We start from the raw sequence: 14,469 nt of genomic DNA on the forward strand, positions 1-14,469 counted from the left end.
TTGACTTTTGTATCATGAAAATCAAGAAGAACGTTTTGGAATTAATAAATAAACCCATATGAAAGAGGAAATAGCCAATAATATGTTTGAATTATACGAGCTTATAGGTGCAAGTAATCAATCCTTAAAGACCTCGAAAGGGTGTAGCTATGTTATGTCGGCTAACAATTCCTGGCCTACTAAAGTTTTTAGACTAAACGAATTACAAATAGATTACGGGGATTTGTATCAAAAAATGGAATTTGGAGAAATTCCTGATTCAGTTTTTCTGAATGAAGATGAGGTGGCTGAATCGCAGCTTGTAAAGCATGGATTTAAAATGAAATCTACAATTTTGAGCATGTATGCAAACTTATCTGAACAAACAAAATCCGCAAATAGTTTTACTTCTATTGATAGGGTTGATACAGAAAAAGCAGCAGCAATATTTGCAAAAATAGCTTCGGTGGCTTTTAGTTACGAAGTCCGTCCTGAAACTATAGCCTCTTTAATAAACAATCCCAAGTTAAAAATATATATAGGGAAGTACAAAGAAACTTATGCGAGTAGCGGGATGCTGTTATTAGATAGAAACGGAATTTCTGGTTTGCATATGATAGGGACTCTTCCCGAATATAGAGGGTATGGTTTAGGGAAAGTTATGACAGGTAAATTGCTGTTTGAAGCTTACGAAAACTCAAGTAAACAGGCGGTACTGGGAGCTTCGGAATTGGGACATCGGGTTTACTCCAAACTAGGGTTTAAAGTTGAAGGGACATTAAAATCGTACTCGATATAGAAGTGCTTTTTCTTTTCTGTTATCAATAAATACATCTAGCAAGTTTCGGGTTTTAAGGCAACGGTATAGTTTCGATATTTGTAATATATAATTCAGACATGATGAACGAACAACAAAAATTGAATTACGACCGTATTGCAGAAGCCATAGCCTATATAAGGAATAACTTTAAGGAACAACCCAATCTTGATGAGGTAGCCTCTAAGGTACATTTGAGTTCTTTTCATTTTCAACGTTTATTTAATGAATGGGCAGGAACTACTCCCAAGAAGTTTTTGCAGTATATTAGTTTGGAGTATGCCAAAAAGCTTTTAAAAGAACAACAAGCCACTTTATTTGATGCTGCAATTGAAACAGGATTGTCTGGAACAGGTAGACTACATGATCTTTTTATTAATGTGGAAGGCATGACACCAGCCGAATATAAAAACGGCGGTAAAAATCTTTTTATAAATTACAGTTTTGCAGAGAGCCCTTTTGGGAGTTTAATGGTAGCTAGCACTCAAAAAGGAATTTGTCATATGGCTTTTATTGCAGAAGAAGCTAGTGCATTGAGCGACTTGAAAACAAAATTTCCGAATGCAACATTTCAACAAAAACTGGATTTGATGCAACAGCATGCATTGTTTATTTTTCAAAATGATTGGAGTAAATTAGCAGAAATCAAATTGCACTTAAAAGGCACAAGTTTTCAATTAAAAGTATGGGAAACATTGCTAAAAATTCCAATGGGAGGCCTCACGACTTATGGTGGTATTGCAGAACAAATAGGAAATAAAAATGCTTCCAGAGCTGTAGGTACAGCCATAGGGAACAATCCTGTAGCATTTCTTATTCCGTGCCACCGTGTTATTCAATCTACAGGAGGTATAGGCGGGTATATGTGGGGAGAAACAAGAAAAACAGCTATTATTGGTTGGGAAGGTGCAAAAATAGATAGCGTTAAAATAGAATAAGCTGCTTATTTATGTATATTTTGATGCTTTGAGTTGCGAGAATATGGTACGACATAACGATATCTCAGATATAGATTTAAGACGTAGAATTAAACGTCGTAAAATTCAGCTTGGTGGGAATCGCAATTTAAAAATTTACGGAACCCTGTCCTGTTCATCAGGAAAAAGAATGAAAACCGAGAATCGTGTTTTCTTTAGCTCGGAAAAAGAAGCTGTAAAACATGGCTATCGTCCTTGTGGACATTGTATGCGATTGCAATATAAAAATTGGAAACATGGAATTGTTTGATGAATTGGTGGATAAAACTAGAAATTGGCTACCCAAAGACGGGGAGGTAAACTATTATGGCAAAATTTTTTCAATGGAAGAAGCAGATCATTATTTCAATACCCTGCTCAATACGATTGCGTGGCGAAATGATGAAGCCATTATTTTTGGAAAAAAAATTATAACCAAAAGAAAAGTAGCTTGGTATGGCGATAAACCTTATGAATACACGTACTCGAACACGACAAAACATGCTTTAAATTGGACAGCAGCATTGTTGGAGTTAAAAGCTATAATAGAAAAGGAAACGGGGGAGACATTTAATTCCTGCTTGCTCAATCTTTATCACAGTGGAGAAGAAGGAATGGCTTGGCATAGTGATGGTGAAACCGATTTAAAAAAAGATGGCGCCATAGGGTCGTTGAGTTTTGGAGCAGAAAGAAAGTTTTCGTTTAAGCATAAACAAACTAATGAGAAAGTTGAACTGGTTTTAAAACACGGAAGCCTTTTGGTTATGAAAGATATTACGCAAACGCACTGGTTGCATAGGCTTCCTCCAACAAAACGTATTACGGCACCACGAGTAAATCTTACATTTAGGACTATGGTTGAGTAAGTACGCTGCCAATTAATATGGTATCTTGCGGATTGAAAAAAACAAAATTCCATTTTAGTATTGATACCAAACCACCGATGTACATAGAATGAAATCTATTAGAACTATAAAAGATCAACTAGATCGAATCATACATTTAAAAGAAACCCCACAACGTATTATTTCACTAGTGCCAAGTCAAACAGAATTGTTGTGCGATTTAGGTTTGGAGGATTTTCTTGTTGGGGTAACCAAGTTTTGTGTGCATCCGCATCATATTAGAAAAGATGTAGCTGTTATTGGTGGGACAAAACAAATTCATTTAGATAAAATAAAAGCATTACAGCCTGATATTATTCTTTGCAATAAAGAAGAAAACACCAAAGCAATTGTTGAGTCTTGTGAGTCTATTTGTAATGTGCATGTTTCAGATATTTTTACAATTAACGATAGTTTGGAATTAATTTCCCAGTACGGCGATATATTTAATAAAGCGAAAGAAGCGCTGATTATTGTCAACAGTATTCAAAGAGAATTAAAAGATTTCAAAACATTTATTAAAAATAAACCCGTATTAAAAACGGTTTACTTTATATGGAAGGATCCGTGGATGGCAGCCGCAAACAATACTTTTATTAATTATTTGCTAGAACTTAATAAGTTTGAAAATACATTTAAAAATGAGAGTCGCTATCCTGTAGTAGAACTTGGTAAATCTACTGTAAATGAAGATGTGGATACAGTGCTTTTATCTAGCGAGCCTTACCCGTTTAAAGAAAAGCATATAAAAGACATTCAGGAGTTTTATCCCAACGCCACTATTTTATTAGCAGATGGTGAGATGTTTTCCTGGTATGGCTCTAGGTTAATTAAAGCGTTTAAATACTTTAAAAACTTGCGCCTAAGTCTTTAGAATAATCAACTTTAGTAGTATCTTCTACAAAGTTTGCGATCTTAGTTTCTAATTCTTTCAAGCTAATTAGCTTATTTAAATTTGGTTTTATTTTACCAACTCTACAAAAATGTGTACTCATGACTTGTTTTTATTATAAAGTACGAGGATTTCTGTATTTTGGATGTAATAAGAAAGTTAAGGAATTACTAAATTTTATTTAGGTGAACATGCGAGTTTTCCCTGGCTAAATATTTGAGCCTATTTAGCTTGTCAAGAAGTTTAATCGCTCGATATTCAGAAATGTCACTTAAGGCAGAATCTGTTTGTCGAAAGTTATAAGCTTGCTCGATGAGTTCTTTGTAACGTTTACAAAGTCTTTTTTTATGAGTTTCTATGTTGTCTAATTTATTCATGGTATCCCCCCCGAAATAGCAAGTATTTAAATATACACTTTTTATTCAAAAATTAAAAGAAAACCACGAACTATTTGGTTGAAATGCATCTATTTATGAATTCATGTGAACAAATGTTAATTTATCATTGTTGGTAACTAAAAAAACCATAGCTTTAAAAATTAACCAAAAATGTTAAAAATGAAGTTCTTTTTAAACACTTTATTCATCTTGTTGTTTTCGCTTACAAATTATGCTCAAGAAACTAATTGTAAATGTTGTAAGGAAAAGCATAACGAATTTGACTTTTGGATAGGTACTTGGACGGTTTACAATACTGATGGAAAAGTAGTAGGAAAAAATGTTATTGATAAAATTCAGGATAATTGTATTTTAAGAGAAAATTGGACTAGTGAGAAAGGCAACCTTACTGGCACAAGTAATAATTTTTATAACTATGATACTAAGCAATGGGAGCAAATTTGGATTGATAACCAAGGAGGGAATTTACACCTAAAAGGGAATCGGGTTAGAAACCAAATGATTTTATTAACCGACGTTGCCAATAATAAAGAAGGTAAGCCCTTTTATCATCGTGTTACCTGGACACTGAATGATGATGGCACAGTACGCCAATACTGGGAAACCATTACAGATGACAAAGATATTACAGTCGCTTTTGATGGATTGTATAAGAAGGAGTAGTTTTAAAGTTTAAATTCAAAGTTCTCGGTTTCGAGTTCTAAACTCAAAAATCGCCAATCGTTAATATTTGTCTTGTAAAGCAAACACCTTTTTCAATAAATCTGTTGTTCTAGAAGATAATTTAGTTCGTATTTCGGTTTCTTCAGCAGCTATCATAGTGAATACGCCATCTAAAGCCTCTCCAGTAACGTAGTCTGTTAAGTCCGGATTCACATTATTTGTAAAAGGAATGTTGTTGTATTTGGTTATTAAATTAGCCCATATTTGATCGGCACCAACTTTACTAAACGAGTTTTTTATAACAGGGTTAAATTTACTATACAAGGCAGTTCGTGTTTTAGCACTTAAATATCTGGTTGCAGCATCATTTTTACCTAATAAAATATTTTTAGCATCTGCAAACGTAATGCCTTTAACAGCATCTACAAAAATAGGAGTAGCCTCTTTAACAGCGTCTTCTGCCGCTCTGTTAAGCACTTTTAATCCTTCGTCTGCTAACTTGCTTAAGCCAATATCTCGAAGTGTTTTATCAACCTTTTGTAATTCCTGTGGCAATACTATTTTAACCAATTCATTTTTAAAAAAGCCATCGGTTTGAGTTAGCTTAGTTACCTGTTTATTAATACCAAAATCTAAAGCCTGTCTTAGTCCAGAAGCAATTTCTGTATTACCAATAATACTGCCGCCATCTTGAGGTAGCTGATTAACAACTTGTTGTAGTTCTGCACATGCAGTAAGATTATATACTAAGGCGAATACTAAAAATTTGCGAATCATATTTTTCGGGATTTATATATTTAACAAATATATGTTTTTAGATGTTTAATAGAAAAGAATTCATTTAAGCATGTTATAATGTGGTTATTAAAAAAATAAGACACCTAAAGAAAGGTGTCTTATTGTGCAAACCAAATATCCCACACGATATATCCTTAAAATGCTAAACGTGATAGAATCTTCTCTTAAACCTTATTTATTAGACACAGAGAAAAAATAAAAGTCACAACTTAATTAAAAAAATCTTTAGAGGGTATTTAATTCCGTTATTTTATGTAGCTTAACGGCATAGTTTATAACAATTTATTATAATTTTTTTCAATTTTAATATGAAACTATAATGCTGTTAAAATATTATTTTTGTGTAACAAGAATGCATAGCACGAGATGATTCTAAAAATGAAATTAAGAAAGCTACTTATATTTTTATTTGTTTTTTTTAGTTCTTTAGTAATTTTTGGACAAATTAAAGTTTCAGAATTTATTCAAACATCAAAACTTTCAGAAACAGATAACAATGCACTTTATTTTATTGATTTTTGGGCTACATGGTGTGGGCCGTGTATTCATGCATCTAAATATCTAGAAACTCTTCAAAAACAAAATCCTAATAACTTTTATATTATATCGCTAACCAAGGAAAATCCAGAAGCAGTTAAGCAATTTATAAGGAAACATAAAACAGGATTAGCAATTGCCATAGATTTTAAAGGAGAAACCTATAGAAAACATAAGGTTTTGAGCTTGCCATATGGTGTTTTGTACAATGCCGAGGGAACCAAGTTGTGGGAAGGTCATCCTGCCGAATTTAAGCAGTACCATATTAAAAGGTATTTAAAAAGAAACAGCAAACGAATTGCTGTTAATGAGATGTTTCAAACAAGTATATATAAAGAAGAAACATCAAAAGAAGCTTTTGTACTTAACAAAGACTTTGAGTTTTTTAGACTAAAAGAAGATCTAAATTTCAATTCATTACAAATAAAGAAGCTTAATGGAGTTTTAGAATTAAAAGGAAACTTAAAAGATATTTTAGCATATACATTGCATGTTTATAAAAAGCAAATTAATCTTTCTGAAGATTTAAATGAATCCTACCAAATGCAGTTTAAGTTGGACTCAAATGCGTTTTTTAACCAAACGGAAACGATTATGAAAGCTTTATCAATTAATAAGCAACTTGTAAAGGATAAAGGAGAAGTATTGGTTTTTAATATTGTAAAACCAACTTTTTGGGACACTAGGCAAATAGAATGGGGTAATGATAGTCCGCATTTTTTAATAGGAGAGGCAGATATACAAGCAGACAATGTGTCTCTTAGTCGGGTAAAATACCAATTGTCAAACCTATTAGAAACTCCAGTACTGTTAGAGGATTATGTAGATGATAGTAAATTACACGATTGGCAAATACACTATAAATATTTTGATTTAATGGTAGCTAATATGAATGATAATTATGGTATTAAAATAGAAAAGAAAATTACCGATTATACACAATATGTAATAACAAAAAAAGCTCCTTAAAAAGGAGCTTTCAATTTTCAAGCAAAGTATTCGTCCCCCAAGTTTAATTGCTCAAAACTCTAAATTCTGTTCTTCTATTCTTTTTGTGTTCAGACTCAGCACAATCTACACCATTAGAACAGCGATTTACTAATCTTGTTTCTCCATATCCTTTGGCAGATAATCTGCTTCTGGAAATACCTTTAGATACTAAATAGTTAACAACTGAATTTGCACGTTGTTGAGATAAAGACATGTTATAATCGTCATTACCTCTAGAGTCTGTATGAGACATAAGCTCTATGCTTACAGGTTTGTTTTTAAGTAAAGGCAATAACGTTTCATCTATAACCCTTTTAGAAGCAGGAGTAATACGTGCACTGGCTAATTCGTAAAAAATAGGTAATACATTAGCATCCAATAGTCCGCAATCTACTTCTTCCCAAGTCGTAATGCCTCCCTTTTTAGCTAAAACAGTTTTAGTTACTGTTTTGTTTCTGGCAGCCACAGTTACACTTCTTGTTGTAGCAGGAGTTGCCACAACTTGTCTTTTAATTGTAGCGTATTCAGCAGGAATATCAATTTCATTCATTCTGGCTGGTGTTTTTATAACACGTTTTTTGTAGACGGTATTTACCTCAGAAATAGGTATATTGTTAGTAGAAGCGTCGTTCGCCAATGTGGTAAAGCCTACATCTTTAAACCGTGCAGGATATTCAACAAAACAAGCTACAACACAATCATCTTTACTTGGAGAGTTGCAAGCTGTTTCTTTGTACTCCCAACCTGAGGTTTTAGGGTATATTTCGAATGTTCGAGAGTCTGACCCAAAAGAAGCTGGTATAACTTTTAAATCAGTTCTACCTTCTTTTTTTACATAAGAAACTTCTACAGTTTCGTAAGTAGCAGGAACATAAACGAATTTTTTAGTAGCTTCTTTTACTAAAACACGTTCTTCTACAGTTTTATAAGTTGCGGGTACAATTTCAAGCTTAGTGTAGGAGGGATAAACTTCTATAGTTTCTTCAATGTCTTTGAATTCATCTTTAGTGATACACTTAACGTAACATTTACCAGGTTCTGGATTTTCTGGTAAATTTTGGGCTTGAGAAAAGCCTAAGCTTAATAAAAGAAATAATGATAAAAATAAATTTGTTTTCATAGGATTAAATTAAGTTAGTGAGTAATATCTCTCACGGAATTTTGACACAAGAAAAAATCAAGCGTCACATTTCGCTTTAAGAAAACAAGCTTGTTTTAGATAATGAAATATATGAAAACCCTCTAAAACACTATGATTTTAAAGCTTTGTGTAAATACAAAAAGTCCTTCGGGGTTCCTGTAGAATTTAAAAAACGCTTAAGAAAAAATAACAGTCTTATTATTGTATACCATTACTTTTCTGTCGGCATGTAGTTTCACGGCATTTGCCAAAACAATTTTTTCTAAATCACGACCTTTGGCAATTAGATCCTTAATGGAATGGGTATGGGATACATGAGCGACATCCTGTTCAATTATTGGTCCGGCATCCAATTCTTCGGTAACGTAGTGACTCGTTGCTCCAATAATTTTTACCCCTCGTTTATATGCAGAATGATAAGGTTTAGCACCAACAAATGCTGGAAGAAAGGAATGGTGGATGTTTATTATTTTGTTCGGGTATTTTGTAATGAGTTTTTCCGAAACTATTTGCATGTATCTGGCTAACACAATAAAATCTATATGGTGTTCTTCCAATAGTTTCAATTGCTTGTCTTCAGCTTCAGCTTTGGTATCCTTAGTAACAGGAATATGATGAAATGGAATTTTAAAATTATCTGCAATAGGTTTTAAGTCCAAATGATTACTAACAATAAAAGGAATTTCCAAATTAAGTTCGCCAGAATTATAGCGGCCTAATAAATCATATAAACAGTGATCGTACTTAGAAATAAACAAAGCCATTTTTGGTTTAACTTCAGAAGAATAAATGCGCCATTTCATATCAAACCCATTAACCAAATTGTTTTTAAAAGATTCTTTAAAAGCGTCTGTTGAAAAAGATTGTGCTGTGAATTCACTCTCTAAGCGCATAAAAAAGATATCTTGCTCTCTATCTACATGTTGATCTATATAAACAATGTTGCCACCTTCTTTAGCAATAAAATTTGTTACCGAAGCAATGATATTGGGGCGGTCTTTACAATGGATTAAAAGGGTAATTTTATTCATGTATGTAGAAATCAATTGGTCTCAAAATTAGTGTAAAAAATAAACAAGAGGTAATAGTGATTATTATTTTAGATAATATTGTGTAAATGGTTTATTTTTTTGAATATTTCGTAAATTGCAGCACCTAAAATTAAGATTCTTTACGAATGAAACAACAAGAAGCATATAAGCCAAAGCATAAAGTTCGAATAGTAACAGCAGCATCATTATTTGATGGTCATGATGCCTCTATAAACATTATGCGCCGAATCATACAGGCTACAGGAGTTGAAGTGATTCATTTGGGACATGATAGAAGTGTAGAAGAAGTTGTAAATACTGCAATTCAGGAAGATGTAAATGCCATTTGTTTAACCTCTTACCAGGGCGGACATAATGAGTATTTCAAGTATATGTACGATTTATTAAAAGAAAAAGGAGCTGGTCATATCAAGATTTTTGGTGGCGGTGGTGGCGTTATCCTGCCCTCAGAGATTAAAGATTTGATGGATCATGGCATTACTCGTATTTATTCTCCCGACGATGGTCGCGAAATGGGGCTACAAGGCATGATTAATGATTTGGTAGAGCAGTCGGATTTTGCCATAGGAGATGCTTTAAATGGAGAAGCCGACAGTTTAACAAAAAAGCAACCAAAATCAATTGCTCGTATCATTTCTTCAGCAGAAAATTTTCCGGAAGTAGCTAAAGATGTTTTAAATAAAATACATGAAAAAAATAAAACATCTAAAGCACCAGTTTTAGGAATTACGGGTACAGGAGGTGCTGGAAAGTCCAGTTTGGTTGACGAATTGGTAAGACGGTTTTTAAGCGATTTTCCAGAGAAAACAGTTGGAATTATCTCGGTAGATCCTTCAAAACGAAAAACAGGCGGGGCGTTATTAGGCGATAGAATTCGTATGAATGCTATTAACTCTCCTCGAGTATATATGCGTAGTTTAGCAACACGTCAATCTAACTTGGCGCTCTCTAAATATGTAAACGAAGCGGTTGAAGTTTTAAAAGCAGCTGAATACGATTTAATAATTTTGGAAACCTCTGGTATCGGGCAGTCTGATACGGAAATTATAGAGCATTCCGATGTATCGTTATATGTTATGACGCCAGAGTTTGGAGCCGCCACGCAGTTGGAAAAAATCGATATGCTTGATTTTGCAGACTTGGTCGCTATTAATAAGTTTGATAAACGCGGCGCTTTAGATGCTTTACGCGATGTTAAAAAACAGTACATGCGTAATAACAATCTTTGGGAAGTACCGCAAGAAGAGTTACCGGTTTTCGGAACGATAGCGTCTCAATTTAACGACCCGGGAATGAATACGCTTTATAAAGCGGTAATAGATTTGTTGGTTGAAAAGGCTGATGCAGATTTAAAATCTACATTTACGATTTCGGGCGCTATGAGCGAAAAGATTTTTGTAATTCCGCCAGCAAGAACCCGTTACCTTTCTGAAATAGCTGAAACAAATCGAGCTTACGATCAAAAGGCTAACACTCAAGTTGAAGTGGCTCAGAAACTTTATGGTATATATAAAACGATTTGTTCGGTTGCGAATGTCACTTCAGGCACTTCGACTGAAAGGTCTTTAATTAAAAAATCTGGTTTAGATCAAGAAGAGGTTCTTCGCTTTGCCCAGAACGACAATGACAAAAACTTTTTAGAGCTATTATTGAAAGAGTTTGATAGAGTAAAACTAGATTTAGATCCATATAATTGGGAAGTTATTGTAGGTTGGGACGAAAAAGTAGATAAATACAAAAATCCAATATATTCATTTAAGGTTCGAGATAAGGAAATTAATATTAAAACACATACAGAATCCTTATCGCATACTCAAATTCCGAAAGTAGCATTGCCTAAATATCAGGCATGGGGCGATATTTTACGTTGGTGTTTACAGGAAAATGTTCCAGGGGAATTTCCTTATGCTTCCGGTTTATATCCATTTAAAAGGACAGGAGAAGATCCTGCACGAATGTTTGCAGGAGAAGGCGGTCCAGAACGAACTAACCGTCGTTTTCATTATGTGAGTATGGGGTTACCGGCAAAACGTTTATCAACTGCTTTCGATAGTGTGACGCTTTATGGTAACGATCCGGACCCTCGACCAGATATTTACGGAAAAATAGGTAATGCGGGTGTTTCGGTGTGTTGTTTAGACGATGCTAAAAAGCTTTATTCTGGGTTTAATTTAGCAGATGTATTGACTTCTGTGAGTATGACAATTAATGGTCCGGCACCTATGTTGTTAGGCTTTTTTATGAATGCAGCTATAGACCAGCAGTGCGAACTTTATATTAAAGAAAAAGGATTAGAAAAAGAAGTTGAAGCCAAGATTGCTAAAATTTACAAAGGAAAGGAACGTCCAAAATATAATGGGGAATTACCAGAGGGTAATAATGGCTTAGGGCTTATGTTGCTTGGTGTTACTGGAGATCGGGTTTTACCATTAGACGTTTATAACGATATTAAAACAAAAACGATTGCTCAGGTTAGAGGTACAGTGCAAGCAGATATTTTAAAGGAAGATCAGGCTCAAAACACTTGTATTTTCTCTACCGAATTTGCTTTGAGGTTAATGGGCGACGTTCAGGAATATTTTATTGAAAATAATGTTCGTAATTTTTATTCCGTGTCTATTTCTGGGTACCATATTGCAGAAGCAGGAGCTAACCCCATTACACAGTTGGCCTTAACACTTTCCAATGGGTTTACTTATGTAGAGTATTATTTAAGTAGGGGGATGGATATTAATAAGTTCGGACCAAACTTATCGTTCTTTTTCTCTAATGGCATCGATCCGGAATATGCAGTGATAGGTCGTGTAGCCCGAAAAATTTGGGCTAAGGCCATGAAACACAAATATGGAGCAAATGCCAGAGCGCAAATGCTTAAATATCATATTCAGACTTCCGGGCGTAGTTTGCATGCTCAGGAAATAGACTTTAACGACATTCGTACCACACTACAAGCATTATATGCTATTTATGATAATTGTAACTCATTGCATACTAATGCTTATGACGAAGCTATTACAACACCAACAGAAGAGTCGGTGCGTAGAGCCATGGCTATTCAGCTTATAATAAATAAAGAATTAGGATTAGCGAAGAATGAAAATCCTATTCAAGGGTCGTTTATTATTGAAGAGCTTACCGATTTGGTAGAAGAAGCTGTGTTACTGGAATTCGATAGAATTACAGAGCGTGGCGGTGTTCTTGGAGCAATGGAAACGATGTACCAACGTAGTAAAATCCAAGAAGAAAGTTTGTACTATGAAACCTTAAAACACAACGGTGATTTTCCAATAGTGGGAGTAAATACCTTTTTGAGTTCTAAAGGGTCACCGACGGTACTACCAAAGGAGGTTATTCGAGCTACCGAAGAGGAGAAACAATTTCAAATAAAAATCTTAGAAAATCTTCATAAGGCAAATGACACAACAGCTTTATTGAAAGAACTGCAAACTAAAGCGGTTCACAACGAGAATATTTTTGAGGTTTTAATGGAAGTATGTAAAGTATGTTCTTTAGGAGAAATAACAAATGCGTTATTTGAAGTAGGCGGTCAGTATCGCCGAAATATGTAAGCAGAGAACCACTTTTTGCCTTAGCAAAAAGTGTGTGAATCGCTTATCCTGAGCGAAGCCGAAGGATCTAATTAACAAAATCTAAAAGTTAACCACCACTTTTAGCCTTAGCAAAAAGTGAGTGAATCGCTTATCCCGAAGTCGAGGGATCTCATTAATAGAATCTATAAATTAGACACCACTTTTTTACTTTTTAGACATCTTCAAATTGGTTTCGATTATATCATTCCCTATATCTTTTAAAATAAGGCGAGTAGCAACGCAACTTTTTTTGGTATTTAGCATCTAAAGGATATATTCTTAAAATCTATGAAATGAGAAATGTACTAGTACTTTTTCTTCTAATATTGTCAATAGGTTGCTCATCTGACGATGGGAAGCCAAAAGAAGAAAACTCAAAGTTATTAGGTAAATGGAAATTGATAGAAGAGTTGTTAGATCCAGGGGATGGAAGTGGTACGTTTACACCAGTAACTAGCGATAGGGTTATTGAGTTTTTTAATGATGGTACGGTAACGGTAAATGGAATATTGTGTTATATGAGCTCAGATGTTGGAATCTCAAGTTCTGGTACTTATTCTGAGGTTATAGGAAATGAATTTAGGGACGGAGAAATTGTGTTTAAAGGCTGTTTATCTAGTAACAGTGAAGCAGAAACAAAAATCCTCTTTAAGTTAGAAGATGGAAATTTAATACTTTGGTATTTCTGCATTGAACCCTGCGGACAAAAATTTAAGAAGTTAACCGATTAAAGGGTTAGCATCCACGAGCGTTGCAATTTTTTAAACTTTTTTAATTCACTTCGTAAAATAGGCAAAAAGTCTTTGCCATTACTGTTTGAACGTTCTAACCGATATGAATTCTTATAAAGCAAATTCGTTAGACGTTTAAGTGAAGCAATATGTTTATATTTCTTTTCAGACCCACGCTCTAATTCTGCATTTAAAATTTCCGGAGCTAATGATACGGATTGTTGTACAATATCACCCGAAAAATAGATATTAGTATCTTCAGTACCATCACTTTTTAAAACAGATAGATCGTGATTAAGGTATGTAGAAATGCTTTGAGAAAGCCTGATAATCTCAACAGCTTTTTTATATATCGGTAATTCCGATAGGTTTAATGGGATATTCGTAGACATATTTCTTTTTTCTTAGCATTTTTATCAAAATTAATGACAAGAAATTATATACAACTTTAGATTTTAAAGTAAAATCGTATATTTGCTTTAAATTTTAATTTTTTATAGTTAAATTTCGTTAAATGGATATTGATGGTCTTAATTGGAAGATTTTAAGATGTTTACAAGAAAATGCGCGACTCTCTAATGCCGAAATTGGGAGACGTGTTGGTGTTAGTTCTCCAGCTGTTTCTGAACGTATAAAAAAGATGGAAGACTTAGGTGTTATAGAAGGTTATAAAGCCATAATCTCTCCATTTGAAGTAGGTTATCAACTTAAAGCTATAATTACGCTACGCGCTTTTATGGGGAAGTTAAAACCGTTTTTAGATAAGGTGAAAACTTACGATGAAGTTGTAAACTGTTACCGTATTACCGGTAATGAAAATATTGTTATGGAAGTGGTTCTTAGAAATCAAAAACACTTGGAATCGTTTATTGATGAGCTTATAGTTTATGGCGAGAGTAAAACACAAATAGTTCTATCTCAGGTTGTAAAAAATGGATCTGTAGTAAAACGGGATTAAAATTAATATAAAAAATTAATGTTAAAAGTATAGGATGATGTAGTCTGTATCCCCAGTTTTTTTATTTTAGAATAAAGTAAAAC

The 14,469-nt window shown here is 33.8% G+C and carries 16 protein-coding genes; 10 read left to right on the plus strand and 6 right to left on the minus strand.

Annotated features, from left to right (window positions below; genetic code table 11):
- Positions 1-58: 58 nt before the first annotated feature.
- The 5 genes from C1H87_RS20640 (at position 59) to C1H87_RS20660 (ending at position 3,510) form a co-directional block, all read left to right on the plus strand.
- Positions 59-778 (plus strand): GNAT family N-acetyltransferase, encoded by a 720-nt coding sequence (locus C1H87_RS20640; protein ID WP_102757631.1) that lies wholly within the window; start codon positions 59-61, stop codon positions 776-778.
- Between the two features lie 101 nt (positions 779-879).
- The gene (locus tag C1H87_RS20645; protein ID WP_102757632.1) at positions 880-1,734 is read left to right on the plus strand and encodes a bifunctional helix-turn-helix domain-containing protein/methylated-DNA--[protein]-cysteine S-methyltransferase; all 855 of its coding nucleotides are present in this window, start codon (positions 880-882) and stop codon (positions 1,732-1,734) included.
- A gap of 43 nt (positions 1,735-1,777) precedes the next feature.
- Entirely contained in the window at positions 1,778-2,023 is a 246-nt protein-coding gene (locus tag C1H87_RS20650; protein ID WP_102757633.1) for an Ada metal-binding domain-containing protein, read from the plus strand.
- The gene (locus C1H87_RS20655; protein WP_102757634.1) at positions 2,010-2,618 is read left to right on the plus strand and encodes an alpha-ketoglutarate-dependent dioxygenase AlkB family protein; all 609 of its coding nucleotides are present in this window, start codon (positions 2,010-2,012) and stop codon (positions 2,616-2,618) included. Before C1H87_RS20650 ends, C1H87_RS20655 begins: the two co-directional genes overlap by 14 nt.
- 88 nt (positions 2,619-2,706) lie before the next feature.
- Positions 2,707-3,510, plus strand: a complete 804-nt coding sequence (locus C1H87_RS20660; protein ID WP_102757635.1) for a helical backbone metal receptor — start codon at positions 2,707-2,709, stop codon at positions 3,508-3,510.
- Here C1H87_RS20660 and C1H87_RS23385 read toward each other — a convergent pair.
- Positions 3,485-3,631: a hypothetical protein gene (locus C1H87_RS23385; protein ID WP_158655309.1), complete on the minus strand. Its 147-nt coding sequence runs from the start codon at positions 3,629-3,631 to the stop codon at positions 3,485-3,487. The genes C1H87_RS20660 and C1H87_RS23385 overlap by 26 nt on opposite strands.
- 67 nt (positions 3,632-3,698) lie before the next feature.
- Positions 3,699-3,905: a Lacal_2735 family protein gene (locus C1H87_RS20665; RefSeq protein ID WP_102757636.1), complete on the minus strand. Its 207-nt coding sequence runs from the start codon at positions 3,903-3,905 to the stop codon at positions 3,699-3,701.
- Between the two features lie 180 nt (positions 3,906-4,085).
- On the opposite strand from C1H87_RS20665, the gene C1H87_RS20670 reads away from it, so the two are divergent.
- Positions 4,086-4,589, plus strand: a complete 504-nt coding sequence (locus tag C1H87_RS20670; RefSeq protein WP_102757637.1) for a hypothetical protein — start codon at positions 4,086-4,088, stop codon at positions 4,587-4,589.
- A 60-nt stretch (positions 4,590-4,649) separates the two neighbouring features.
- Here C1H87_RS20670 and C1H87_RS20675 read toward each other — a convergent pair whose 3' ends face one another.
- Positions 4,650-5,366: a DUF4197 domain-containing protein gene (locus C1H87_RS20675; RefSeq protein WP_102757638.1), complete on the minus strand. Its 717-nt coding sequence runs from the start codon at positions 5,364-5,366 to the stop codon at positions 4,650-4,652.
- A 399-nt stretch (positions 5,367-5,765) separates the two neighbouring features.
- On the opposite strand from C1H87_RS20675, the gene C1H87_RS20680 reads away from it, so the two are divergent.
- Positions 5,766-6,893: a TlpA family protein disulfide reductase gene (locus C1H87_RS20680; RefSeq protein WP_158655310.1), complete on the plus strand. Its 1,128-nt coding sequence runs from the start codon at positions 5,766-5,768 to the stop codon at positions 6,891-6,893.
- Positions 6,894-6,936: 43 nt separating this feature from the next.
- On the opposite strand, the gene C1H87_RS20685 is transcribed toward C1H87_RS20680, so the two are convergent.
- Both C1H87_RS20685 and purU read right to left on the minus strand, forming a co-directional pair.
- Entirely contained in the window at positions 6,937-8,034 is a 1,098-nt protein-coding gene (locus C1H87_RS20685; protein WP_102757640.1) for an OmpA family protein, read from the minus strand.
- A gap of 197 nt (positions 8,035-8,231) precedes the next feature.
- Positions 8,232-9,086, minus strand: coding sequence for a formyltetrahydrofolate deformylase (gene purU, locus C1H87_RS20690; RefSeq protein WP_102757641.1), 855 nt, complete (start codon positions 9,084-9,086; stop codon positions 8,232-8,234).
- Positions 9,087-9,232: 146 nt separating this feature from the next.
- Here purU and C1H87_RS20695 point away from each other — a divergent pair, with 146 nt between their 5' ends.
- Positions 9,233-12,676 carry a methylmalonyl-CoA mutase family protein gene (locus tag C1H87_RS20695; RefSeq protein ID WP_102757642.1) on the plus strand — a complete coding sequence of 1,148 codons (3,444 nt, stop codon included), beginning with the start codon at positions 9,233-9,235 and terminating at the stop codon, positions 12,674-12,676.
- 314 nt (positions 12,677-12,990) lie between these two features.
- Complete coding sequence (locus C1H87_RS20700; protein ID WP_102757643.1) at positions 12,991-13,428, plus strand: MBL fold metallo-hydrolase; 438 nt, start codon at positions 12,991-12,993, stop codon at positions 13,426-13,428.
- On the opposite strand, the gene C1H87_RS20705 is transcribed toward C1H87_RS20700, so the two are convergent.
- Positions 13,425-13,820: a hypothetical protein gene (locus C1H87_RS20705; protein WP_102757644.1), complete on the minus strand. Its 396-nt coding sequence runs from the start codon at positions 13,818-13,820 to the stop codon at positions 13,425-13,427. The two genes, C1H87_RS20700 and C1H87_RS20705, sit on opposite strands and share 4 nt — an antisense overlap.
- A gap of 122 nt (positions 13,821-13,942) precedes the next feature.
- Here C1H87_RS20705 and C1H87_RS20710 point away from each other — a divergent pair, with 122 nt between their 5' ends.
- Positions 13,943-14,386 (plus strand): Lrp/AsnC family transcriptional regulator, encoded by a 444-nt coding sequence (locus C1H87_RS20710; protein WP_102757645.1) that lies wholly within the window; start codon positions 13,943-13,945, stop codon positions 14,384-14,386.
- The last annotated feature ends 83 nt before the right edge of the window (positions 14,387-14,469 follow it).

Source organism: Flavivirga eckloniae (assembly GCF_002886045.1).
GTDB classification, from domain to species: domain Bacteria; phylum Bacteroidota; class Bacteroidia; order Flavobacteriales; family Flavobacteriaceae; genus Flavivirga; species Flavivirga eckloniae.